The sequence below is a fragment of the Neobacillus sp. B4I6 genome (assembly GCF_050434045.1).
Taxonomy (GTDB): domain Bacteria; phylum Bacillota; class Bacilli; order Bacillales; family Cytobacillaceae; genus Neobacillus.
Genome location: NZ_JBNPWB010000002.1, coordinates 5200917 through 5224719 on the forward strand (window position 1 = coordinate 5200917; position 23803 = coordinate 5224719).

Below are 23803 nucleotides of genomic sequence, written 5' to 3' on the forward strand. Positions count from 1 at the left end.
TTTTCTTTATATATCTAAATTCTTCACGTATTGAGCATTCGCCTCAATGAAATTACGACGTGGTTCTACTTTTTCACCCATTAACATATCAAAGGTTTCGTCAGCTTCGATCGCATCTTCAAGACTTACCTGCAGCATACTTCTATTTTCAGGATCCATTGTTGTTTCCCATAATTGTTCAGGATTCATCTCACCTAAACCTTTATACCGTTGGATATTCGGTTTTGGAGTAGCTGGGAGCATGGCAAATATCCGTTCAAGTTCTTTATCATTATAGGCGTACTCAATTCGTTTACCTTGTTGAACCTTATAAAGCGGTGGCTGGGCAATATAAATATAACCGGCTTCTAAGATTTTTCTCATAAAACGGTAAAAGAACGTTAAGAGAAGCGTCCGAATATGGGCACCATCCACATCAGCATCGGTCATAATGACAATTTTATGATAACGGGCTTTAGCAATATCAAAATCTTCACCAATGCCTGTTCCAATCGCCGTAATCATCGCCCTAACTTCATTGTTAGAAAGGATTCTATCGAGCCGGGCCTTTTCTACATTAAGAATTTTCCCTCGAAGTGGCAGTATCGCTTGGAAATGGCGATCACGACCTTGCTTTGCCGATCCGCCAGCGGAATCACCCTCTACGATATACATTTCACTTTCAGCCGGATCCTTCGAAGAACAGTCAGCCAATTTCCCAGGTAAACTAGAAACCTCTAAAGCACTTTTTCGGCGTGTTAATTCCCTAGCTTTCTTTGCAGCAAGCCTTGCACGTGCTGCCATTAAGCCTTTTTCGACAATTTTTTTAGCAACTGATGGATTTTCCAACATGAACTTATCAAAGGTACTTGCAAAAACGGTATCAGTGATCGTTCTCACTTCAGAATTCCCTAATTTAGTCTTTGTTTGTCCTTCAAATTGGGGATCAGGATGTTTAATCGAGACGATCGCCGTGATACCTTCACGAACATCTTCCCCAGAAAGATTGGTATCATTCTCTTTGATTAAGCCATTTTTCCGTGCGTAATCATTTATAACCCTTGTTAACGCAGTCTTAAAACCGGATTCATGCGTTCCACCTTCATAGGTGTGGATATTATTTGCGAAAGAGTAAATGTTATCTGTATACCCCTCGTTATATTGGAGTGCGACTTCAACACTAATGCCGTCACGCTCTCCTTCCATGTAAATCGGTTCTTCATGAACCACTTCTTTTGTGCGGTTTAAATGCTCAACATACGATTTAATTCCGCCTTCGTAGTAGTATTCATTGCGTTTATTTTCAACACGCTTATCTTCAATCGTGATTTTTATTCCCCTGTTAAGGAAAGCAAGTTCACGAAGTCTAGTGGCTAGAATGTCATATTCATATACTAATGTTTCTGTAAAAATCTCACCATCTGGTTTAAAGTGCGTAACTGTACCCGTGATATCAGTCGTTCCAATGACCTCTAATTCTTGAACTACCGCGCCGCGTTCAAATTTGATTGAGTAAATTTGACCATCTCTGTGTACATATACTTCAAGTTCCGTGGAGAGGGCATTAACTACTGACGCACCTACACCATGCAGCCCTCCGGATACCTTATATCCTCCGCCGCCGAATTTACCGCCGGCGTGAAGCACAGTCATAATGACTTCAACCGCTGGTCTACCCATTTTTTCCTGAATTCCAACTGGGATTCCACGGCCATTATCCTTTACCGTGATGCTGTTGTCTTCTTCAATAATGACATTGATTTCATCACAGAAACCAGCCAGCGCCTCGTCAATACTGTTATCAACAATTTCCCAAACAAGATGATGAAGACCTTTACCACTTGTTGAACCAATATACATACCGGGTCTTTTTCGAACAGCTTCAAGTCCTTCAAGAACCTGTATCTGATCCGCACCATATGCTTCTTCGACTGCTTTTTGTTCCAAAGTCATGCTTGTTCACCTGCACCTTCTGACAAAAGTATATCTATATCGTTAATTAAAAAATAAATAATAAATATCAAAATTCATGTATATTCATTTGAGTTGATCGTTTCTTTAAAGTTCCTGAAGAAATCGGGGATAAGTATACATTGTCATATGTAATAATGACTGATTTAAAGGGGTTTTTCGATAGATTGATTACCTTTTCTTTACGTTGACTGATGAACTCCTCTACAAGCGGCGAGTTGTTTGCACTCTCTTTATCCAAGATAGAAATAATATCTCTTGCCCTAATATTAATATCTTCCCCGATATGGATATACATGGTTCACCTCAATGAATTTTCTTTATGACACCAGCTTCAACAATAAATGTGGAAGCTTCCCTTAATGTTTGATGGTCAATTCCCTCGACACTTGTGGTAGTCACGAAGGTTTGAACCCTTCCTTGGATGGTATTAAGCAAGTGAGACTGCCGATAGTCATCTAATTCCGATAAAACATCATCTAGCAGTAAAATGGGATATTCACCAATTTCAGCAGAAATCAATTCAATTTCAGCAAGCTTTACTGAAAGTGCTGTGGTACGCTGCTGACCTTGTGATCCAAATGTTTGAACGTCTCTACCGTTCACATAAAAAAGCAGATCATCACGATGGGGACCGAAAAGCGTAGTACCTCGCTCAATTTCCCTTGTTCTAACCTTGCTGAATTTTTCTTCAAAGCATGCTATCATCTTCGACAAATTTTGATCTTCTAATACCTCTACTGACGGTTTATAGGTAATTTCGAGCGTTTCCAAGCCTCTTGAAATCCCTTGATGAATCGGTTTTGCCCAATTCTGAAGTAAGCGCAGGAATTCAAACCTTTTCGCCACAATTTTCACAGCCATCTGGATAAATTGTTCCGTTAATATCTCAAGCATGGTCTGATCGGTCTGTTTTCTGATCTGTAACATTTTCAAAAAATGATTACGCTGCTGGAGAATTTTTTGATATTGACTCATATCATGTAAATAAATGGGCGATACCTGTCCAATTTCCATATCAATAAATCGCCTTCGGACCTGCGGGCTGCCTTTTACTAAGTTAAGGTCCTCAGGAGCAAACATAACCACATTCATATTGCCTACATATTGACTTAATTTTTGCTGCTCAATATGATTGCATTTTGCTTTTTTGCCCTTTTTAGAAATAATTAATTGCAGCGGCAATGAGCTGTGTTGTTTTTGAACCCTACCCTCTATTTTAGCATACTCTTGGTCCCAGCGAATAAGTTCTTTATCATTGGAGGTCCGGTGCGACTTCGCCATGGCCAAGACATAAATAGATTCCATGACGTTTGTTTTACCTTGGGCGTTTTCACCCAGGATGACATTTACTTTATTTTCAAATTCTACGAACAATTCTTCGTAGTTTCGATAATTTGTTAGCGCTAATTTTTCGATATACATGCAAACGACATCCTTTAGCCTTGCTACTCGGTAATTATTTTGATAATTACTCGGTAATTACAAACTCCCCAAAACCAGCAATTTGGATTTTGTCACCGGTGCGCAGCTTTCTTCCTCTTCTTTGATCTTGTTCGCCATTAATCAATATATCATGTTCACTTAAAAACCATTTTGCCATGCCGCCTGATTGTATTACTTCAGCCAATTTAAGAAATTGACCCAGCGTAATAAATTCAGTATCGATCTTAATTTTTTCAGGCAAATCGTCACCCTCGTTTCTAAAATGGTCTCAATACTTTATTTTACTAAATATTTCACAGAGATACAAAGGAAACTAAAAGAAAGCCACCAATGTGTGGTGGCATATGGATTTAGGCTCTTTAAATTTAGTATGTTCGAACGGGTAATATTAATTGCAAAATCGTTTCATCATGAAGCGGGCGAATGACGAACGGGCGCATGGCTCCAGTAAAGCTTACCTTTACATCTGTTCCTTCAAGTGCCTTTAATGCATCCATCATATATTTAGCACTAAAAGAAATCTTTAATTCTTCACCCTCGATGGCTTCGCTTTGAATTTCCTCTACTACCTTCCCAACCTCAGGAGTGTTTGAAGAAATTTCAATAATTCCGCCTTCAATTATCGAAAATTTGACAACATTGTTTCTTCCTTCTCTTGCTAATAAGGAGGCCCGATCAATCGCATGTAAAAATTCCTTTGTATTTACCGTCACATCCGTTTTACTTTCATTGGGAATTAAACGAGAGGTATCCGGATAATTTCCTTCTAACAATCTTGAGAAAAATAATAAGTGCTTCGCTTTAAATAATATTTGATTCTCGGTAATAACAATATCAATTAAGTCATGGCTGTCATCAATAATTTTACTCAACTCATTCAAGCTTTTCCCTGGAATGACCACATTATAATTTTCATTGTTCGCTATTTCGATCTTCGCCTTTCGAAGCGCGAGACGGTGGCTATCTGTTGCAATACAGTTTAGTTCCCCGTTTTCAACCTTCCAGTTTACACCTGTCAAGATGGGGCGTGTTTCTGAGGTGGACACTGCAAAATGAGTTTGGCGAATCATCGCTTTTAAAAGATCTGTTGCAATATGAAATTTATTATTTTCTTCGATCTGTGGAAGGTGAGGATACTCTTCAGCATCCAGGCCAATCAAGTTAAATTCAGATTTTCCAGAACGAATGACCGTTTGAAGAGAGCCTAAGACTTCAATTTCAACCGAATCAGTCGGGAGCTTTTTGACAATTTCACTAAATACTTTTGCTTGGAGAACGATGGCTCCTGCTTGTCTCAATTCAATAATTTCATCACCGGCATCCTCTTTTGGAATAAAAGATTCAATGGAAATATCGGAATCACTTCCTGTTAGGGTAACACCCTCTGATGTAGCTGTGATTTTAATTCCGGTTAAGATAGGGATTGTTGTTCTTGTAGTGACAGCCTTCATAACGTCTTGAACACTCTGAACTAACCGATCTCTTTGGATGATAAATTTCATCGCATGTAATCCTCCGTTTTAAGCATATTTTTTATAGCAATAACATAATATATTTTTTTAAAAAAAGAGTAGAAGTACTAGTAGGGCCTGTTGATATGTGGATAACTGAATTATTTCAACGGAAACACAGCCTATCCACATGTGGACAGACTGTGTGTAAATGCAAAGAAGTTATTCACATATTTGAAAGAAAAAAACACCAATAACTGCCTAAACTTTTAATAGTTCATGCAGTTCTTTCATTTGCCTTTGCAGCTGGGCATCGGTCTGAAGAAGTTTGGAAATTTTCTCATGAGCATGTATGACAGTCGTATGATCGCGGCCCCCAAATTCTTCTCCTATTTTTGGCAAAGAATAATCGGTTAATTCCCGTGATAGGTACATCGCAATTTGTCTAGGAAAGGCAAGCGACTTTGTCCGCTTTTTTGCCTTAAAGTCCTCGAGTTTTATACTAAAGAGTTCCCCGACAGTCTTCTGAATATCCAGAATGGTTATTACTTTAGGCTTTGAACTTGGAATAATATCTTTTAATGCCTCTGCTGCTAAATTAGCATTAATATCTTTATTGATTAAGGAAGAATAGGCGACCACTCGGATCAGTGCTCCTTCTAGCTCCCGGATGTTTGTATCAATTTGATTGGCGATATAAAGCATTACCTCGTTAGGTATATCTAATCCTTCAGCTCTAGCCTTTTTGCGAAGAATAGCAATTCTTGTTTCCAAATCGGGCGGTGTAATATCTGTAATCAATCCCCATTCAAACCGTGACCTGAGCCGGTCCTCTAACGTTGGAATTTCTCTAGGCGGCCGGTCGCTGGAGATAATAATCTGTTTGCTTTCCTCATGGAGAGCATTGAAGGTATGAAAAAATTCTTCTTGTGTTGATTCTTTTCCAGCTAAAAATTGAATATCATCTATAAGTAAAATATCGACATTTCGATATTTATTGCGGAAACTCTCTGCTTTATTATCACGAATCGAGTTAATAAATTCATTTGTAAATTTTTCTGATGATAAATAAACCACTTTTGCTGCAGGGTTATGATCTAAGACATAATGGCCAATCGCATGCATTAAGTGCGTTTTTCCTAATCCAACTCCTCCATAAATAAAGAGGGGATTGTATGCTTTGGCTGGTGCTTCGGCAACTGCCAGTGATGCAGCGTGGGCAAAACGGTTGCCTGAGCCAATAACAAACGTATCAAAAGTGTATTTCTGATTTAAAATACCCTGAGGAAATTCCCCATGGTCATCGTCCTTTTTTACCTTTTTTGGTGGCAGCAGGACATCACTTTCTCCCTCGTTTTGATTTTGCGGAATGATAAACTTAACAGAAAGCTCTTCTCCGGTAATTTCATAGAGGATCCCAGAGATTAGCTGCGAATAACGTTCTTCCAGCCAATCACGAGCAAACTCATTGGGAGCAGTGATGATTAGCAAATCGCCTTGAAGGGAATGGGCCTTGGTGGACTTAAGCCAGGTATCAAAGCTTGGTTTGCTTATTTTTTTTTCTATATTGCCTAATACAGCATGCCAAAGATCCGCAATATTCTCCAAATAATATCCCTCCTTTGTTGTTTTTTTTTATAAAATAACGCGCTTTTCTTAATTATACCGTCAGTACAACCTATTAATTTATAAATATACGAAATAGTGAATGTGGATAATAAATAATAAGGAAGTAAAATGGAGTTTCGACAATATCCACCTCTTGTGGACAACTTTCTGCAGTACCCTCGGATAAACTATCCACATGATATCCACAATTTGTGGATAACGTATTATTGTGGATAAAGTTATTCAGAGTGAAAACACAAATATAATATCAAATAATTGCTTGATATGCAATGCCTTTTCGCAGTTTATCCACAACTGTAACAATATGTGCACAGTAATTGTCCACAAGTAGATGTTTTGTGCAAAACCTGTCAATATCTTGTGTAGAATGTGAAAAAAATGTCGAAAATTTATCCACAGGATATTCGTACCTTCCTGGGGAAAGGGCTGGATGAATTTTTGGAGTTAAAATTAACAATTCCGCTTTTATGGTTCAGATCATTTCTTATAGATATAGAATTTCTGGAAATTAGCAAATTCATGTTCAATAAAATTTGGAAATGGAAACAATAGTGAAGAGTAGTTGACAATTTTATGGTGAGGTCTTTATAATAAGTAAGACTGTCATTTAAACTTGATAGCTATTCCTCAGGGAGGTGTCATATAATGAAAAGAACATATCAACCAAATAGCCGTAAACACAGTAAAGTTCATGGCTTCCGTAGTCGTATGAGCTCAGCTAATGGCCGTAAGGTTCTAGCCCGTCGTCGTCTAAAGGGAAGAAAAGTATTATCAGCATAGACCACTGCAAAGTCAGTGGTCTTTTTTCTAATCCGACTGAAGGTGTTTTTATGAAAAAAGAGCTGCGTATTAAAAAAAATAAAGAATTTCAAGCGGCATTTCAAAAGGGCCACTCATTTGCAAATAGGCAGTTTGTCATCTATTCATTAAAAAAAGAGGGACAAGACTATTTTCGCATTGGCCTGTCAGTTAGTAAGAAGATTGGAAATGCGGTGACAAGGAACAGAATTAAAAGGTATGTAAGACAATCCATTTTTGAACTGAACGAACAGCTAACACCAGGGAATGATTATGTGATTATTGCCAGGAAACCTGCAGCTGAAATGGATTTTTTTGAGGTGAAAAAAAGTTTGACCCATGTACTTAAGGTTGGAAAGGTTTTGAAAAAGTGACTTTAAGGATATAATTTGCAAAGGAATTCGTTGAATATTTGCATCATATTGAAGACAATTCCTTTGCCGAAATGATAAAATACCTTTGAAATCATCCAAAATAAATTGTACATAGATTTGATTCTAGATTGTTCATTATCTTTATTGTAAGGAGGAAAATTTGGTTGAAAAAGCGAATATTACTAGGTATTGGTTTACTTTCTGTATTTATGTTCCTGACAGGATGCAGTGAAATTAAGAAGCCAATCACATCGGAGAGTTCAGGCTTTTGGAATGAGTACATTGTCTATCCTTTATCCTGGTTGATCAAAGAAGGGGCGCATATTCTCGGAGGCAGTTTTGGGTTATCGATTATTGTCGTAACCATCCTGATCCGCCTTGCGATTTTGCCGCTAATGATCAAACAGACAAGAAGTTCAAAAGCGATGCAGGCATTGCAGCCAGAAATGGCCGAACTTAAAAAGAAATATAGTTCTAAAGATCAAAAAACACAGCAAAAGCTGCAACAGGAAACCATGGCACTTTTTTCAAAACATGGTGTAAATCCAATGGCTGGCTGTTTTCCATTAATCGTACAAATGCCAATCTTAATTGGTTTCTACCATGCCATCTCACGAACAAGGGAAATTGCCAACGATAATTTCTTATGGTTTGACCTTGGTGATAAAGATCCTTACTATATTTTGCCGATAGTGGCGGGTATAACCACGTTTATTCAGCAAAAAATTATGATGGCTGGACAAGCTCAGAATCCACAAATGGCGATGATGCTTTGGATGATGCCAATCATGATTGTTGTTTTTGCTTTTAGTTTCCCTGCCGCGCTTTCGTTGTACTGGGTAGTAGGAAATATTTTTATGATTGTGCAGACCTATTTTATTAAAGGACCGGATTTGAAAATGGCAAAAGCATCCGGTAATGCGGGAGGAGCAAAAAAGTGAAACAGGTAACTGCTACAGGACAAACTGTCGAAGAAGCAGTAAAATCAGCTTTAGCTCAATTACAAACCAGCAAAGACCGCACAGATATTGACATTATTGATCAAGGGAAAAAAGGGATTTTCGGTATTTTTGGTTCCCGTCCCGCTATTGTGAAGGTAACCGTCATCATTGATCCCATTGAAGAAGCAAAGAAATTTCTAACTCAAGTAAGTGAACAGATGGGAGCGCCCGCAGAAATAGAGATCAAACGCGACGGTAAACATGTTCATTTTATTATGACTGGTGAAAAGATTGCGTTATTAATTGGCAAAAGAGGTCAAACATTAAATTCGCTTCAATATTTGACGCAATTAGTGCTAAATCGTTTTTCGAATCAGTATTTAACTGTGATCTTGGACGCGGAGGATTACCGAAAAAGAAGAAATGAAACGCTTATTCAATTAGCACATCGTCTCGCCCAAAAGGTGATTAAGTCAGGAAAAGATGTAACCTTAGAACCGATGCCTTCCTATGAGCGAAAAGTGATTCATGCTGCATTATCTGATAATAAACGCGTCAAAACACTCTCTGATGGATCGGAGCCACATCGCTTTATTGTGATTACTCCAGCATCAAAAAGATAAGGATTTAACTTAAAAACAAAATCACAAAGGCATCCTATTGAATAATAGGGTGTCTTTTTTTGTCGAATTTAAAAAAAGTAAGCCTGTTGATAACATTGAATTTTTTCACATTTTTCGTTTTATTGTTATTCACATGTGGATAAGTTAAAATAATAATGAGATAGAAGTGAACTGTGGATTAATTATTTGGAAGAGGGTTTACTTTTTCCACAGAAAATGATGTGGTATTCTATTGTTTTGGAGAAAAAATCTTTTTTATATAGATGAACCGATTTTTTAATGTGAGGTGAAGGAAATGGAATCTGATACGATTGCGGCAATATCGACTCCGATGGGCGAGGGGGCGATTGCGATTGTGCGTTTGAGTGGGGATGAAGCATTCCCGATAGCAGACAAGCTATTTAGGAGTATCGGTGGGAAAAGGCTGACTGAAGCAGCAACCCATACGATCCACTATGGACACTTGATAGACCCTAATACGGGGCAAGTGGTTGAAGAAGTTATGGTGTCTGTCATGAAAGGTCCAAAAACTTTTACAAAAGAGGATGTTGTTGAAATAAACTGCCATGGCGGGATTGTTTCTGTGAATAGAGTTCTTCAGCAGGTGTTAACGAATGGAGCGAGACTCGCGGAACCGGGAGAGTTTACAAAAAGGGCGTTTTTAAATGGACGGATCGATTTATCCCAAGCGGAAGCGGTAATGGATTTAATCAGGGCAAAAACGGACCGCGCGATGAACGTTGCCTTGGGACAAATGGAAGGGCGCCTGTCGAAATTAATTCGACGACTACGGCAGGAGATTTTAGAAATCCTTGCCCATGTGGAAGTGAATATAGATTATCCAGAATATGACGATGTCGAAGAAATGACTCATAAGATGTTAGCAGAGAAGGCCCATTTTGTTCGGGAAGAGATCAAAAAGCTATTGCAAACGTCGGAACAGGGGAAAATTTTACGAGAAGGTCTGTCTACTGCGATTGTTGGCCGTCCGAATGTAGGAAAATCCTCGTTATTAAACAGTCTAGTTCACGAAAACAAGGCGATTGTGACAGATATTCCTGGAACCACAAGGGATGTAATTGAAGAATACGTGAATGTTCGCGGTGTCCCATTGCGACTGTTGGACACGGCGGGAATTAGGGAAACTGAGGATATTGTCGAACGAATTGGAGTGGAGCGTTCCCGTCAAGTTTTACAAGACGCGGATTTGATTTTGCTTGTTTTAAATTACGCTGACAAGTTAAGCATGGAAGATGAGCAGCTTTTTGAAGTGGTCAAAGGGATGGATGTTATCGTTATCGTCAATAAAACGGATTTGCCGCAGCAAATTGACCTGGAGAAAGTGAATGAGTTAGCAAAAGAGCATAAGATTGTCACTACTTCACTCCTTGAGGACCGTGGCGTCGATGAGTTAGAGGAAGCGATTGCTTCGTTATTCTTTGCAGGCTCGATTGATGCTGGCGATATGACCTATGTTTCAAACAGTCGTCATATTGCACTATTGCACCAAAGTTTAAAGACAATCGAGGAAGCAATTGATGGGGTCGAAATGGGTACCCCTATTGATATTGTTCAAATAGATTTAACAAGAACGTGGGAATTACTTGGCGAAATCATCGGTGAGAGTGTCCACGAAAGCCTGATCGACCAACTTTTTTCACAGTTTTGCTTAGGGAAATAGAAAGAGGAGTGACAACATGCAATACGAAGCAGGAAATTATGACGTCATTGTCGTTGGAGCAGGCCATGCCGGCTGTGAAGCGGGCCTTGCGGCTGCGAGACTTGGCGCAAAAACATTAATGATTACCATCAATCTTGATATGGTTGCCTTTATGCCATGTAACCCATCCGTTGGCGGACCAGCTAAGGGGATCGTCGTTCGTGAAATAGATGCTCTGGGCGGGGAAATGGGTCGAAATATTGATAAAACCTATATCCAAATGAGAATGCTGAACACGGGAAAAGGTCCAGCTGTCCGCGCGTTAAGAGCGCAGGCTGATAAATTTGCTTACCAGCATGAAATGAAAAAAACACTAGAAGAAGAACCTAATCTAACCTTACTGCAGGGTATGGTCGAGGAACTGATTGTTGAGGAAGGAGTTTCTAAAGGGGTTATCACAAAGACAGGGGCGGTCTACCGCTCAAAAACGGTCGTCATTACAACGGGAACCTATTTGCGTGGGGAAATTATCCTTGGTGAGTTGAAATATTCAAGTGGTCCAAATAATCAGCAGCCATCGATTAAGCTTTCTGAACATTTAGAGGAGCTTGGTTTCGACCTTGTTCGTTTTAAGACTGGAACCCCGCCGCGTGTTAATAGCAATACGATTGATTATAGTAAAACAGAAATCCAGCCTGGCGACGAAGTTCCACGATCCTTTTCCTATGAAACAACGAAATATATTACGGACCAACTGCCATGCTGGTTGACCTATACAAATGAACGCACCCATCAGTTAATTGATGCCAATCTACATCGTTCTCCAATGTATTCCGGAATGATTAAAGGAACAGGACCAAGGTATTGTCCATCGATTGAAGATAAGGTCGTCCGCTTTAATGATAAGCCGCGCCATCAGATTTTCCTTGAGCCTGAAGGAAGACACACAAAGGAAGTCTATGTACAGGGTCTATCCACGAGCTTACCGGAAGATGTACAGCAGGAAATTCTTAAAACCGTTCCAGGACTTGAAAATGTGCAAATGATGAGAGCTGGATATGCGATTGAATACGATGCGATTGTGCCAACACAGTTATGGCCAACCCTGGAAACTAAAGTGGTTGAAGGACTGTATACAGCGGGTCAAATTAATGGAACATCCGGCTATGAAGAAGCAGCAGGACAAGGAATCATGGCTGGTATCAATGCAGGACTAAAAGCGATTGGCCGTGACCAGTTAATTTTAAGTCGTTCCGATGCGTATATTGGAGTTTTAATTGATGATTTGATCACTAAAGGGACAAATGAGCCCTACCGATTGTTAACGTCAAGAGCAGAGTATCGCCTACTGTTACGACATGATAATGCTGATTTGCGCTTAACTGAAATAGGCCATCAAATTGGACTGATTCGTGACGACCGATACGCACGATTTTTAGCAAAGAAAGACGCAATTGAGGCTGAAAAGCAGCGTTTAGAGTCAACGTTCTTAAAACCGACTGCTGAGGTTCAAGAGCTGATTCGAAGCATTGGCGGCAGTGAATTAAAGGATGGAATCCGCGCTTCTGATTTATTAAAAAGACCAGAGATGAACTATGATCTGCTTGAAACCATTTTTCCTAGTGATGTCAGCCTTGATGAAGATGTGAAGGAACAGGTTGAAATCCAGTTAAAATATGAGGGCTATATTACCAAGTCACTACAACAGGTTGACCGCTTAAAGAAAATGGAAGATAAGAAAATTCCTGAGAATATTGATTATGACACGGTGTCAGGCCTTGCGACAGAAGCCAGACAGAAGCTAAAACTAGTCAAACCGCTATCAATTGCTCAGGCATCCCGGATTTCAGGGGTGAATCCAGCGGATGTTTCGATCCTGCTTGTGTACCTAGAACAAGGCAAAATAGCTAGAGTTTCAAATGAATAATTATGTGAGGAAGATTATTGAATGATCATTGAACAATTTGCAGCAAACCTAAGGGAAAAAGGGATCTCCCTTTCAAGTGAACAGCTCGGCCAATTTGAAATGTACTTTGAGACATTGGTCGAGTGGAATGAAAAAATGAATTTAACCGCCATTACCGATAAAGCTGAAGTGTATCTAAAGCATTTTTATGATTCGATTACGGCTTCATTCTATTTTGATTTTACAAAGCCTTTCCATCTTTGTGATGTGGGGGCGGGGGCGGGGTTCCCTAGTATTCCGCTAAAAATTGTTTTCCCACATATTGAAGTGACGATTGTTGATTCGCTAAACAAGCGCATTTCGTTTTTAAATCATCTCGCGAAGGAATTAAAATTGGAAAATGTTCATTTTATTCATGATCGCGCCGAAACCTTTGGAGTAAATCCAAATTTCCGCGAAAATTTTGAAGTTGTAACGGCAAGGGCCGTGGCAAGAATGTCTGTGTTGAGTGAACTTTGCCTGCCGCTTGTTAAAGTAGGCGGACACTTTATTGCCATGAAGGCTGCCCATGCGAAAGATGAATTAGAGATGGGTCAAAAGGCAATTACCACTCTTGGCGGAAGGTTGGAAGATATGCACACCTTTACACTGCCAATGGAAGAAAGCGAGCGGAATATTTTAATCATTAAGAAGGAAAAACAAACGCCAAAGAAATACCCGCGCAAGCCCGGGACACCGGGAAAGACACCGATTGAATAAGAAAAGCACGCTTCCTTTGCGTGGTGTATTGTAATAAAAATGGATTTGGAGTGCTAACAATTTTTCAATAAACATGTTATTCTAGGCAGGAAGAATGTCTGTATTCAGAGAATAAGTAATAGGGAGTTTCGTAAAGGTGGTGTTGGGGATGAAGCAATCGTTTACACGCTTTTTTGGCCTCGGCGATAAGGGAGAACAAGAGGTTGCGCTTGAAAAAGAGCTAATTGTAGAAAAAAACGAGGAAATAAAAAAGATTCCAATTGACCATATTGTTGCAAACCGATTTCAGCCTCGTACGGTTTTTGATGAAGAGAAAATTGAAGAATTAGCGCGAACAATTCACATTCATGGGATCATTCAACCGATTGTCGTTAGAGAGTTTTCCATTGACCAATATGAAATTATTGCTGGGGAACGCCGTTTTCGTGCGATGAAAAAGCTCGGTTGGACCGAAGCACCAGCCATTATAAAAAATTTATCAGATACTGAAACGGCCTCTGTTGCTTTAATTGAGAATTTACAACGGGAAGAGCTGTCGCCGATTGAAGAAGCGATGGCGTATGGTAAATTGCTGGAATTGCACAATTTAACCCAAGAAGCATTAGCACAACGCCTTGGGAAAGGGCAGTCAACCGTTGCTAACAAGCTTCGTCTTCTTAAATTACCGCAGCCCATTCAAGAGGCATTGTTAAATAAAATGATTACAGAGCGCCACGCTCGTGCACTGATCCCTCTCAAGGATCCAGAAAAACAAGTGGTGCTATTGGCTGAAATTATTGATAAGAATTTTAATGTCAAGCAGACAGAGGAACGTGTGGTCAAACTGCTTGAACAAAAAAGCGAAAAGCCAAAGCCGAAACGGAAGGCTTTCAGTAAAGATATGAGAATCGCCGTAAATACCATTCGTCAATCATTAACAATGGTAACGGACAGCGGGATTAACCTCGATGCTGAAGAAGAAGAATTTGATGAATTCTACCAATTTACGATTCGCATACCAAAGAAAAAGTAAGATCAATAGAATAATAGATGCTAGAACCAAACGAAATCACAAGTTTGGTTCTTTTTTTGACTTAATTTTTTATTATAATGTTTGATGAAATACATCCCTTGACCGCTAAATTAAGAACATCAACGAATTGGAAGTTTGGAATATTTTTAGAAAAAATCCAACAACCTTTCTGTTTCATGCTAAAATAAAGGAATGGAATTTTCCTATCATAAATTCAGTTTAGATTAGCCAAATGACTAGTATTTTAATAAAATTTAATAGAAACATAGAATAAAACTTTGAGAGAATAAAAGGGTAGGTGACATCGTGGGCAAAGTTCTTGCAATCGCGAATCAAAAAGGCGGAGTCGGTAAAACGACTACCTCTGTCAACCTAGGGGCCTGCTTAGCATATATTGGGAAACGTGTCCTGCTAGTCGACACGGACCCGCAGGGAAACGCAACAAGCGGGATTGGTATTGAAAAGGCAGAAGTTGACCAATGCATATATGATGTTTTAGTAGATGATGTAGAAGCAAAGGATGTTATTAAACAAACATCGGTGGAAAATTTGTATGTGATACCAGCAACAATTCAGCTGGCTGGGGCAGAAATTGAATTGGTTCCGACTATTTCAAGAGAAGTTCGTCTGAAACGTGCACTTGGAGAAGTCAAAGAACAATTTGATTATATTATTATCGACTGTCCGCCATCGTTAGGCTTATTGACGATCAATGCGTTAACGGCCTCTGATGCTGTCTTAATTCCTGTTCAATGTGAGTACTATGCGTTAGAAGGCTTAAGCCAATTATTAAGTACAGTCAGACTTGTTCAAAAGCATTTGAACCAGGATTTGAAAATTGAAGGCGTATTATTAACGATGCTTGATGCTCGAACCAATCTCGGCCTTCAAGTAATTGAAGAAGTAAAAAAGTATTTTCAAGATAAAGTGTATAAAACCATTATTCCAAGAAATGTCCGCCTAAGTGAAGCACCAAGCCATGGGGAACCAATCATTACTTATGATTCGAAATCCCGTGGTGCTGAGGTGTATTTAGATTTAGCGAAGGAAGTGGTCTCAAATGGCTAAAGGTTTAGGAAAGGGATTAAACGCAATTTTTACGGATGTTGGCAAGGAAGAAACAGTTCAAGAAATCAAGCTTAAGGAACTGCGTCCCAACCCTTACCAGCCGCGGAAAAACTTCCAACAAGAGGCAATTGATGAATTAAAAGATTCTATTTTAGAACATGGAATCTTACAGCCAATCGTCGTTAGAAAAAGCCTTAGAGGGTATGAAATTGTTGTCGGTGAACGGCGTTTTCGGGCTGCAAGGGAAGCAAAGCTTGAAACAGTCCCAGCTGTTGTCCGCGACCTTTCAGAGCAGCAAATGATGGAATTGGCCGTTCTTGAAAATCTGCAGCGAGAAGATTTAAATCCCATCGAAGAGGGTTTAGCGTATCAAACATTAATGGAAAAGTTAAAGCTAACCCAAGAAGAGGTAGCGAAGCGATTAGGCAAAAGCCGGCCGCATGTAGCGAACCATGTTCGTCTGCTTTCCCTCCCTCCGAACATTCAAGAGTTAATATCCACTGCTAAGATATCAATGGGACATGGCCGTGCCTTGTTAGGACTCAGGGAAAAGGCAAAAGTTCCTGCATTGGTGGAAAAGATCATCAAGGAAGCGCTCAGTGTCCGTCAGTTAGAAAAACTGATTCAGCACTTAAATGAAAATGTTTCACGTGAAACAAAAAAGCCAGAACAGAAGAAGGATGTGTTTATCCAGGAACGTGAACACACCCTTCGTGAACGGTTTGGAACCACTGTAAACATTAAGCAGAATAAAAATAAAGGAAAAATTGAAATTGAATTTTTCTCACAAGATGATCTTGAACGAATTCTGGAAATGCTTGATCAAAATGAATCCTTATAACCATCCTTTCGATGGTTTATTTTTTTGGGTAAATATGATAGTTTATTAGGTATATATTTCGAAGGTCGAAGAAAAAGGTGAAATAGGATGTTTTTATTAGGAACACTTGTAAATGGGCTGTTAATAGTCATTGGAACGCTTCTTGGGAAGTTGTTAAATCGCATCCCAGAAGGAATGAAGGTTACAGTCATGTATGCCATCGGGTTGTCCGTCATGGTTTTAGGGCTGCAAATGGGCTTGAAGAGTGAAAACTTTCTCATTGTTATTATTAGTTTGGTGGTTGGAGCTGTAGCCGGCGAGGCTCTCAAATTAGAGGATAAATTAAATGACTTAGGTATATGGCTTGAGCAGAAAGTCGGCTCTAACAATGGAAAAGGGAGTATCTCAGAAGGGTTTGTCACTGCTACACTCATCTTCGTGATTGGGGCGATGGCGATTATTGGTGCACTTGATAGCGGCATCCGCGGTGATCATGCTGTTTTGTACACCAAATCATTGATCGATGGATTTACTGCGTTAATCTTAACGACAACTTTAGGGATAGGCGTTATTTTTTCTGCGATTCCGGTTGTCCTTTATGAAGGGTTGATCGCCCTGTTTGCTACCCAGATTGACCGGTTTGTTCCCCAAGCATTAATGGATCAGTTTATTGTTGAAATGACGTCCACGGGTGGGATCATGATTTTGGCGATTGGCCTAAATTTAACCGGAATGGTGAAAATTAAAGTAGCCAATCTGCTGCCTGGCATTGTCGTAACGGGACTGATCGTAACCATTCTTTATAATTATCATCACTATTTATAATCAATGGAAATAAAAGAGCAATCGGATATAACACCGTTTGCTCTTTTAATTTGTTTTCTCTTCTTCGAGCCAATTTAAGTTTAATTCCGTCCAGGTTTGTTTAGGGTATAACAGGCTTGCTTGATGGATCCCATTGGCAATCGTTTTTGCCATTCTCATGACAAGATTTAAGCGGGTGTTTTGTAAAACAAAAAACTCCATAAACCCGCTGACATTGACGATGCCGGTGATATGTATATCTCCGACCTCTGGAAGTTCTTTGTTTACTCCGGCTCCTGGTTTGACAGGACCATTTCCTAATTGAATGACTCCGACATTTTTAGTCCTGCCCAAACAAGCATCAATCCCAATAATATAGGGGTCATCATGTTTTGCATGGATTTCCTTTAGCTTTTCAGAAAGATTGACAGCATGAATCGGTTCATCTAATGTTCCGTACACATAAAACGACCTCATGCCCTTTTCTTCCAGCAGTGTCCCAACAAGTGGTCCTAATGAATCCCCTGTGGAGCGGTCGGTACCAATACATACAAAGACAATTGAGCGGTTTGTCAGACTGGGAATCATAGCAAGTAACTCTTCAGCTAGATTTTCAGCCGCATGCAAATCATCGTGGCTGATTCGCATCTTAGCCCTCCTGTCAAAAAAACTGGTCTTCAGATTCATTAAGTCACTCCCTCACCCTTAAGTCTTATTAGTATACGGAATTTTCAGTAAATCTATACATGGACTGGGGAGAAAAAGGAAAATTCATTATGCTATTAACTGCGCAGAATAATTGCTAAAATAGATGTGGAATATGAAGTTATTAGAGGATGGTGTCTGAATGAGTCTCACACAAAAGGGAATGCAAAAATTAATCGATAAATTTCAAAATGAAGATACATGGTTAAATATGGGGGAAGCCCTTCTAAAAATCCTTGCGATTTTAATCATTACCAATATCTTGATTCGAATTGGAAAATTGATGATCCATAACATTTTTAAAATTAGAAACCTCTCTCCGCTTAATACATCAGATCGGCGTGAAGAAACGCTCTCAAGGCTCCTGGATAATGTCCTTTCTTATGTGGTTTATTTTATCGCCTTTATGATGATCCTTTCTGTGTTAGGAATTGATGTAAAAGCACTGATTGCTGGGGCTGGGGTTGTTGGTTTAGCCGTCGGTTTTGGTGCACAAAGTTTAGTGAAGGATATTATTTCTGGCTTTTTTATTATTTTTGAGGATCAATTTTCAGTCGGTGATCATGTTCGCATAGGACAATATGAAGGTAATGTCGAAACTATAGGACTAAGAACCACAAAAATTAAAAGCTGGACCGGGGAACTGCATATTTTACCAAATGGCAGTATCATCGAAGTAACCAATTTCTCTATAAATAATAGTATCGCCGTTGTTGATATTGCCATCGCCTATGGTGAGGACATAGCGAAGGCGGAAAAGGTAATTGAGGATACCATTCAGTTTATGCCTGCCCAATATGAAGAGTTAGTTAAAGCCCCTGAGCTATTAGGAATTCAAACAATGGGTGCAACCGAGGTTGTATTACGGGTTGTCGCAGAAACACAGCCAATGAAGCAAGCGGCCGTTTCTCGAAATATTCGCAGGGATATCAAGCTTCAATTAGACGAGAATGGCATTAAAGCTCCAAATCCAAGAGTGGTCATGTATGGGTCTGAACAACCTAAATAAGGGGAGATTTTGCAATGGAAGAAAAAGAATTTGCCTTAAATGATGTTGTCGAGATGAAGAAACAGCATCCCTGTGGAACAAATCGTTGGAAGGTGATCCGCATGGGGATGGACGTTCGGATCAAATGTGAGGGCTGTGGTCACAGTGTCCTCATACCAAGGAGAGAATTTTCAAGGAAAATGAAGAAAATTTTGGTGAAGCATGAGGAGTAGTCTTATGCTTCTTTTTTTTGCCAAATTATATTATTCTTATTAGAAAAGTAGAAATAGAATTTTGCACATAGGGGGTGAGGAAATTGGCACAAATACATCAGGCAGCATGTCCGTTAAATTGCTGGGATAGCTGCGGTTTTAATGTAACAGTCGAAAATGACCGGGTCACTAAAGTAGAAGGAGATCCCTCCCATCCAATCACACAAGGGAAAATTTGCGGTCGGGGACGGATGCTCGAAACAAGGACAAACTCCTCGCAACGGTTGTTGCATCCATTAAAAAAGATAAACGGTCAATTTGTGCAAATTTCCTGGGAACAGGCACTCAATGAGATTGCTGATAAATTAAAACAAATAAAAGAACAGTACGGTTCTACCGCTGTTTTACACAGCCATGACTACGCGAATAATGGCTTATTGAAAAACCTCGACCAGCGTTTCTTTAATTGCTATGGCGGTGTGACCGAGCTTTACGGCTCGCTCTGCTGGGGAGCAGGAATAGAAGCACAAAAGTGGGATTTTGGCGATGCTTACAGCCACAAACCAGATGATCTTTACAACAGCAAAAATATTATTGTCTGGGGACGAAATGTCGCCCGGACAAATATGCACTTTTACGAAAAGCTTTTAGAAGCGAAAAAACGTGGCGCGAAACTAGTGGTTATTGACCCTATCTTTAATGCAACGGCGAAAATTGCCGATGACTATATATCGATTAAACCTGGGATGGACGGACTATTAGCGGCGGGAATTATCAAGGAAATGCTCCGTTTAGGAGTAGAAGACCGCAGCTTTATTGAGCAATTTACCGCTGGCTTTGATGAGGTTGAACAGCTCCTTAACAGCATCTCGATCGAAAAAATTAGTGAAATGACGGAAGTCCCTCGTGAAGTGATCACTAAATTAGCTCATGTTTATGCGGACAAACCAACTTCTACCTTTATGGGGCTTGGCTTACAACGCTATAAAAATGGCGGCAATACGATTCGCTTCATTGATGCCCTTGTTGCATGCAGCGGGAATATTGGCATTGCGGGCGGCGGCGCCAATTATGCCAACCTTCAAGTTGGGCAGAGCTTCGTGTTTGAAGAGTTGACCCTGCCAACTCGCAAACAAAAGCTGCGCCAATTTTCAATTATGAAGCAGGCAGAAGAAGTGTTAAAGGCAATAGACCCAGAAATTCAGATGATTGTAGTGACGTGTGGGAATCCCTTGACCCAGGTGCCTGACACCCAAGTGGTTGAAAAAGCCTTCTCTTCCGTAGCGACGCTGGTAGTGATTGAGCAATTTATGACGGACACCGCACAGCTTGCCGATTATGTGTTACCGACTACAACTGCCTTTGAGGAAGAGGATATTTATTATTCTTCGATGTATCATCATTATGTGAATTATGGCCCTAAGATTGTAGAAGCACCGGGTGAAGCCAAACCGGATTTATGGATCTGGACTGAATTAGCGAAAAGACTTGGCTTTGGTGAGGAATTTGATTTTACAAGACAGCAATTCCTAAGAATGGCTTTTCAAGCATTAGAAGAAAAGGGTGCATCTCTAGAAACTTTAATGGATAAGCATACATTAGAATTGCCGGTACTCGCCATCCCATGGCAGGACCGAAAGTTTAAAACACCATCCGGAAAGTTTGAATTCACGGCACAGTTAGGTCAACGTAACGGCAGCGATGGACGGTTAACCTTAGCTGTACCCGCAGAGTCTAAATGGGAAAATCCGAAGCTTGCTGAAAAATATCCATACAGTCTGCTGACCATTCATCCGATGCGCTCCAATCACTCGCAGAACTATCACCTTTACCCAGTGACACCAAAAGTGAAGGTAGAGGTTGCCCAAAATATTGCTGATGTTCTCGGTTTGCAAAAGGATGATTTTGTAAGGGTCTGGAATGACCGCGGGGAAGTAAAGGGCTATATTTCGATAGCAGCGGCTGCCCATCCGAACACCATTAATATCGATGAAGGAATTTGGATGCAGTTTGGTGGGTCTGTTAATCACCTGACCTCGAGCGGTGCATCTGATAATGGTCTTGGGAGCACCTTATATGATTGTCTCGTGAATATTGAAAAGGTCCATTAATTTATATGAGAAAAGGGGGCTGCAGAGCGGCCCCCTTTCTCATAACTAGACTTATTTATATTTCGGGATCTCTAGTACTAGTTTATAAGAATCTATTAAATTATATAAATTGTATATTTGGTGGACTTGCTTGGCAGCCCAGCCGATATCTGACGCATAATGATGTGTTGCACGACCGCTTGTTACTGTTGAACCTGGATTCCATCTCATTTTATAGAGTGTATCCTGCCCTGCGTTAATATATCCGTTGGAAATAAATTGAGCACCGCCGAGAATAGCCTTCTCAGGAGTAAACCAACCAGCATTATAAGCAAATTGGGCCCCACTGGTGACCGCAGTTTGATCATAAGCACCAATTCCGAACATATTATAAACAGTTTTTCCATTAATTTGGACGCCTTGAGCCAGTTGTGATTTACCTTTATTTGTTTCTAATAAAGCATGGGATATTAAGTAAAGTTCATTTATTCCATATGTATTTCCAGCCTTAATAAAGGTGGATGCTAATCCTTGCAAACTACCTTTTCCAGACAGAATTCTTTCATTAACCTCTTTACCACTTATATTGGCTGTCACTGACAGTTTAAGAAATTGCAGGGAATCGATCCGTATTCTTTTGAAAATTATTAGGATCCACATAATAGGTAACATCTTCCGGACTCGCATTAACCCAGGTTTTATTAAATTTTACTTGGTACCAATCATACCCATCTGTCCCCTTTAGTTTACCAAGAATTTGTAGAGTATCCTGCTTCTTCACTTGGCCGACTACCCAATAGGCAGGACCAGCACCACCTCTTACATTCCAACCCGATCCATTGACTGTCCCGCTTGTTTCACTAGTTAATGTTAAGCCATCAGCTCTGATGTACGTATCATATGACTTGTCTGTTTGTGGTTTAACTGCCATCTGCTTTTGTACCAAATCAGATAAGGGAATGTCATAGCTTTCAATAACCTTATCAATGGTTCCACTAGTGGTATTGGGATTAAAGGGCGGAGTTAGTGATAAGTATTGCGTGCTGACATATCCCGTTTTCCCATTGGCCGCTACTTTAGCCCAACCATTTCCTTCGGAAAGAATGGTGACAAGGGTTCCTCTTGATAACTTTGTTACGATAGAGGCGCTCCCAGCAGCACTAGAACGCATATTTAAGCTGGAACCATAAATAACATCAACATATTTTGTCTTCGTAGTTTCTTTACTCGGTTCCGAATGATTATTGTTCGCAGCATCCGATCCAACAGGGGGAGTTTTTTCAGATAAATAGTGAGCTTGGACATATCCCGTTTGCCCATATGCTTCTATTTTAGCCCAGCCCTTTGCTTCAGAATGAACGATGACTTTCACCCCACGAGCTAATTTAATCAAAATGGATGCATTCAATGAGGCACTTTTGCGCATATTTAGAGTGGAGCCTAGGTTGATATTTACATATTTGTTTATGGTCGTTTGTTTATCCGGTATTTCGTTCACAGGAGTAGAACTTACTTTCGTAGTAGAAAGATATCCAGAACTTACATACCCCTCTTTCCCATTGAATTTTACTTTAGCCCAGCCCTTTGACTCGGAATAGACCGCTACTTCAGTTCCATTTTTTAATTTTTCAAGAACTGTTGAACTGGTTGATGGACCTTTCCTTAGGTTCAAGGTAGAGCTAGCACCAAAATTTACAACCTTTTTTGTGGTTTTCACAGGGGTAGAGGCTGATGTACTCGTATTAGAATTTTTGCTTGGGCTCGTACCAGATAGAAAAGCAGAACTTACATAGCCCGTTTTTCCATAAACCTTAATTTTCGCCCAGCCACTCGCTTCAGAATAAACCATTACCGCCGTCCCTTTTGCAAGTTTTACAATAATCGATGCACTTGTTGAAGTACCATTCCGCATATTTAACGTGCCACTTTTTACATTTACGTATTTAGTTTTGGCGGTTGTCGTCGATGATGAGGGGATATTGGTCGGACTTTTGGATGAAAGAAAGCCCGAGCTGACATAGCCATTTTTACCGTTCACGCTTACCTTGGCCCATCCCTTTGTTTCAGAATAGACGGTTACAGTCATCCCTTTTGATAGAGTTGTGACGATAGCTGAACTCATCGAAGTACTTTTCCGCAAATTTAATGTGCCGCTGGTTACATTTACATACTTGGTAGTCTGAACACTATTACTACTGATTTGTGTAGAACTTGTTTTTTCTGCAAAAATTGTTTCCTCAAAAGCAACGGTAGACAGCACTGCAAAACAAAAACTCGGAAGTAAGGCTTTTTTTACAATACTTCCTGAAATCCAGGGTCCATCTGACTTTTTAGGTACTTGTTGTGTGTTTGTTTTTTTCATTACTCCTTCTCCATATATCTATTAATCTATTATTCTAGTAAAACTACCAAGTAAAGTTTGTGTTAAATTTTACCATATTTACTAAATAATATAGGAAAATTTGTAGAAAGAGGTGGAATTAGTTTGAAATTTCGATCTCCTTTTATCTTTATTTAGCATTTATTGGCATAAAACCAAATCTTCGTACCTGCTTTCTTTAATTGTT

The 23803-nt window shown here is 39.8% G+C and carries 23 protein-coding genes; 14 read left to right on the top strand and 9 right to left on the bottom strand.

Features of this window, described 5'->3' with window-relative positions:
- Window positions 1-6: 6 nt before the first annotated feature.
- From gyrB to dnaA, 6 genes are all read right to left on the bottom strand, one after another.
- Window positions 7-1932 (bottom strand): DNA topoisomerase (ATP-hydrolyzing) subunit B, encoded by a 1926-nt coding sequence (gyrB, locus tag QF028_RS27945; RefSeq protein WP_429470634.1) that lies wholly within the window; start codon window positions 1930-1932, stop codon window positions 7-9.
- 67 nt (window positions 1933-1999) lie between these two features.
- Window positions 2000-2248, bottom strand: coding sequence for an extracellular matrix regulator RemB (remB, locus tag QF028_RS27950; protein ID WP_088084890.1), 249 nt, complete (start codon window positions 2246-2248; stop codon window positions 2000-2002).
- A gap of 8 nt (window positions 2249-2256) precedes the next feature.
- Window positions 2257-3375 carry a DNA replication/repair protein RecF gene (recF, locus tag QF028_RS27955; RefSeq protein WP_429470636.1) on the bottom strand — a complete coding sequence of 373 codons (1119 nt, stop codon included), beginning with the start codon at window positions 3373-3375 and terminating at the stop codon, window positions 2257-2259.
- Between the two features lie 46 nt (window positions 3376-3421).
- Window positions 3422-3637 carry a S4 domain-containing protein YaaA gene (yaaA, locus tag QF028_RS27960; RefSeq protein ID WP_098934341.1) on the bottom strand — a complete coding sequence of 72 codons (216 nt, stop codon included), beginning with the start codon at window positions 3635-3637 and terminating at the stop codon, window positions 3422-3424.
- 124 nt (window positions 3638-3761) lie between these two features.
- Window positions 3762-4898, bottom strand: a complete 1137-nt coding sequence (gene dnaN / locus QF028_RS27965) for a DNA polymerase III subunit beta (RefSeq protein ID WP_214997448.1) — start codon at window positions 4896-4898, stop codon at window positions 3762-3764.
- A 210-nt stretch (window positions 4899-5108) separates the two neighbouring features.
- A complete protein-coding gene (dnaA, locus tag QF028_RS27970) occupies window positions 5109-6455 on the bottom strand; it encodes a chromosomal replication initiator protein DnaA (RefSeq protein WP_214997449.1) in 1347 nt (448 codons plus the stop codon).
- 666 nt (window positions 6456-7121) lie between these two features.
- On the opposite strand from dnaA, the gene rpmH reads away from it, so the two are divergent.
- The 11 genes from rpmH (at window position 7122) to QF028_RS28025 (ending at window position 17262) form a co-directional block, all read left to right on the top strand.
- Window positions 7122-7256 (top strand): 50S ribosomal protein L34, encoded by a 135-nt coding sequence (gene rpmH / locus QF028_RS27975; RefSeq protein ID WP_035446353.1) that lies wholly within the window; start codon window positions 7122-7124, stop codon window positions 7254-7256.
- 50 nt (window positions 7257-7306) lie between these two features.
- Window positions 7307-7648 (top strand): ribonuclease P protein component, encoded by a 342-nt coding sequence (gene rnpA, locus QF028_RS27980; protein ID WP_214997450.1) that lies wholly within the window; start codon window positions 7307-7309, stop codon window positions 7646-7648.
- Window positions 7649-7812: 164 nt separating this feature from the next.
- A complete protein-coding gene (gene spoIIIJ, locus QF028_RS27985; RefSeq protein WP_214997451.1) occupies window positions 7813-8589 on the top strand; it encodes a YidC family membrane integrase SpoIIIJ in 777 nt (258 codons plus the stop codon).
- Complete coding sequence (gene jag / locus QF028_RS27990; RefSeq protein WP_429470640.1) at window positions 8586-9212, top strand: RNA-binding cell elongation regulator Jag/EloR; 627 nt, start codon at window positions 8586-8588, stop codon at window positions 9210-9212. The genes spoIIIJ and jag overlap by 4 nt, the downstream gene beginning before the upstream one ends.
- A 295-nt stretch (window positions 9213-9507) precedes the next feature.
- Window positions 9508-10893: a tRNA uridine-5-carboxymethylaminomethyl(34) synthesis GTPase MnmE gene (mnmE, locus tag QF028_RS27995; RefSeq protein WP_088084882.1), complete on the top strand. Its 1386-nt coding sequence runs from the start codon at window positions 9508-9510 to the stop codon at window positions 10891-10893.
- A gap of 16 nt (window positions 10894-10909) precedes the next feature.
- Window positions 10910-12799, top strand: coding sequence for a tRNA uridine-5-carboxymethylaminomethyl(34) synthesis enzyme MnmG (gene mnmG, locus QF028_RS28000; protein WP_429470642.1), 1890 nt, complete (start codon window positions 10910-10912; stop codon window positions 12797-12799).
- Between the two features lie 21 nt (window positions 12800-12820).
- Entirely contained in the window at window positions 12821-13537 is a 717-nt protein-coding gene (gene rsmG, locus QF028_RS28005) for a 16S rRNA (guanine(527)-N(7))-methyltransferase RsmG (RefSeq protein ID WP_410886893.1), read from the top strand.
- Window positions 13538-13685: 148 nt separating this feature from the next.
- Entirely contained in the window at window positions 13686-14549 is an 864-nt protein-coding gene (gene noc, locus QF028_RS28010) for a nucleoid occlusion protein (RefSeq protein WP_429470645.1), read from the top strand.
- A 306-nt stretch (window positions 14550-14855) separates the two neighbouring features.
- Window positions 14856-15617, top strand: a complete 762-nt coding sequence (locus QF028_RS28015) for a ParA family protein (protein WP_214997456.1) — start codon at window positions 14856-14858, stop codon at window positions 15615-15617.
- Window positions 15610-16458 (top strand): ParB/RepB/Spo0J family partition protein, encoded by an 849-nt coding sequence (locus tag QF028_RS28020; protein ID WP_214997457.1) that lies wholly within the window; start codon window positions 15610-15612, stop codon window positions 16456-16458. The genes QF028_RS28015 and QF028_RS28020 overlap by 8 nt, the downstream gene beginning before the upstream one ends.
- A gap of 87 nt (window positions 16459-16545) precedes the next feature.
- Window positions 16546-17262 (top strand): DUF554 domain-containing protein, encoded by a 717-nt coding sequence (locus tag QF028_RS28025; RefSeq protein WP_429470647.1) that lies wholly within the window; start codon window positions 16546-16548, stop codon window positions 17260-17262.
- Between the two features lie 45 nt (window positions 17263-17307).
- Here QF028_RS28025 and yyaC read toward each other — a convergent pair whose 3' ends face one another.
- Window positions 17308-17928, bottom strand: coding sequence for a spore protease YyaC (gene yyaC, locus QF028_RS28030; protein ID WP_410886900.1), 621 nt, complete (start codon window positions 17926-17928; stop codon window positions 17308-17310).
- A 160-nt stretch (window positions 17929-18088) separates the two neighbouring features.
- Between yyaC and QF028_RS28035 the strand changes: the two genes are divergently transcribed.
- From QF028_RS28035 to QF028_RS28045, 3 genes are all read left to right on the top strand, one after another.
- Window positions 18089-18955 carry a mechanosensitive ion channel family protein gene (locus QF028_RS28035; protein ID WP_429470650.1) on the top strand — a complete coding sequence of 289 codons (867 nt, stop codon included), beginning with the start codon at window positions 18089-18091 and terminating at the stop codon, window positions 18953-18955.
- 14 nt (window positions 18956-18969) lie between these two features.
- Window positions 18970-19167, top strand: coding sequence for a DUF951 domain-containing protein (locus QF028_RS28040; protein WP_026568062.1), 198 nt, complete (start codon window positions 18970-18972; stop codon window positions 19165-19167).
- Window positions 19168-19250: 83 nt separating this feature from the next.
- A complete protein-coding gene (locus tag QF028_RS28045; protein ID WP_429470652.1) occupies window positions 19251-21257 on the top strand; it encodes a molybdopterin-dependent oxidoreductase in 2007 nt (668 codons plus the stop codon).
- A gap of 51 nt (window positions 21258-21308) precedes the next feature.
- On the opposite strand, the gene QF028_RS28050 is transcribed toward QF028_RS28045, so the two are convergent.
- Together QF028_RS28050 and QF028_RS28055 are read right to left on the bottom strand one after the other, a co-directional pair.
- Complete coding sequence (locus tag QF028_RS28050) at window positions 21309-21896, bottom strand: N-acetylglucosaminidase (protein ID WP_429470654.1); 588 nt, start codon at window positions 21894-21896, stop codon at window positions 21309-21311.
- The gene (locus QF028_RS28055; protein WP_429470656.1) at window positions 21841-23598 is read right to left on the bottom strand and encodes an SH3 domain-containing protein; all 1758 of its coding nucleotides are present in this window, start codon (window positions 23596-23598) and stop codon (window positions 21841-21843) included. The genes QF028_RS28050 and QF028_RS28055 overlap by 56 nt, the downstream gene beginning before the upstream one ends.
- Between the last annotated feature and the right edge of the window lie 205 nt (window positions 23599-23803).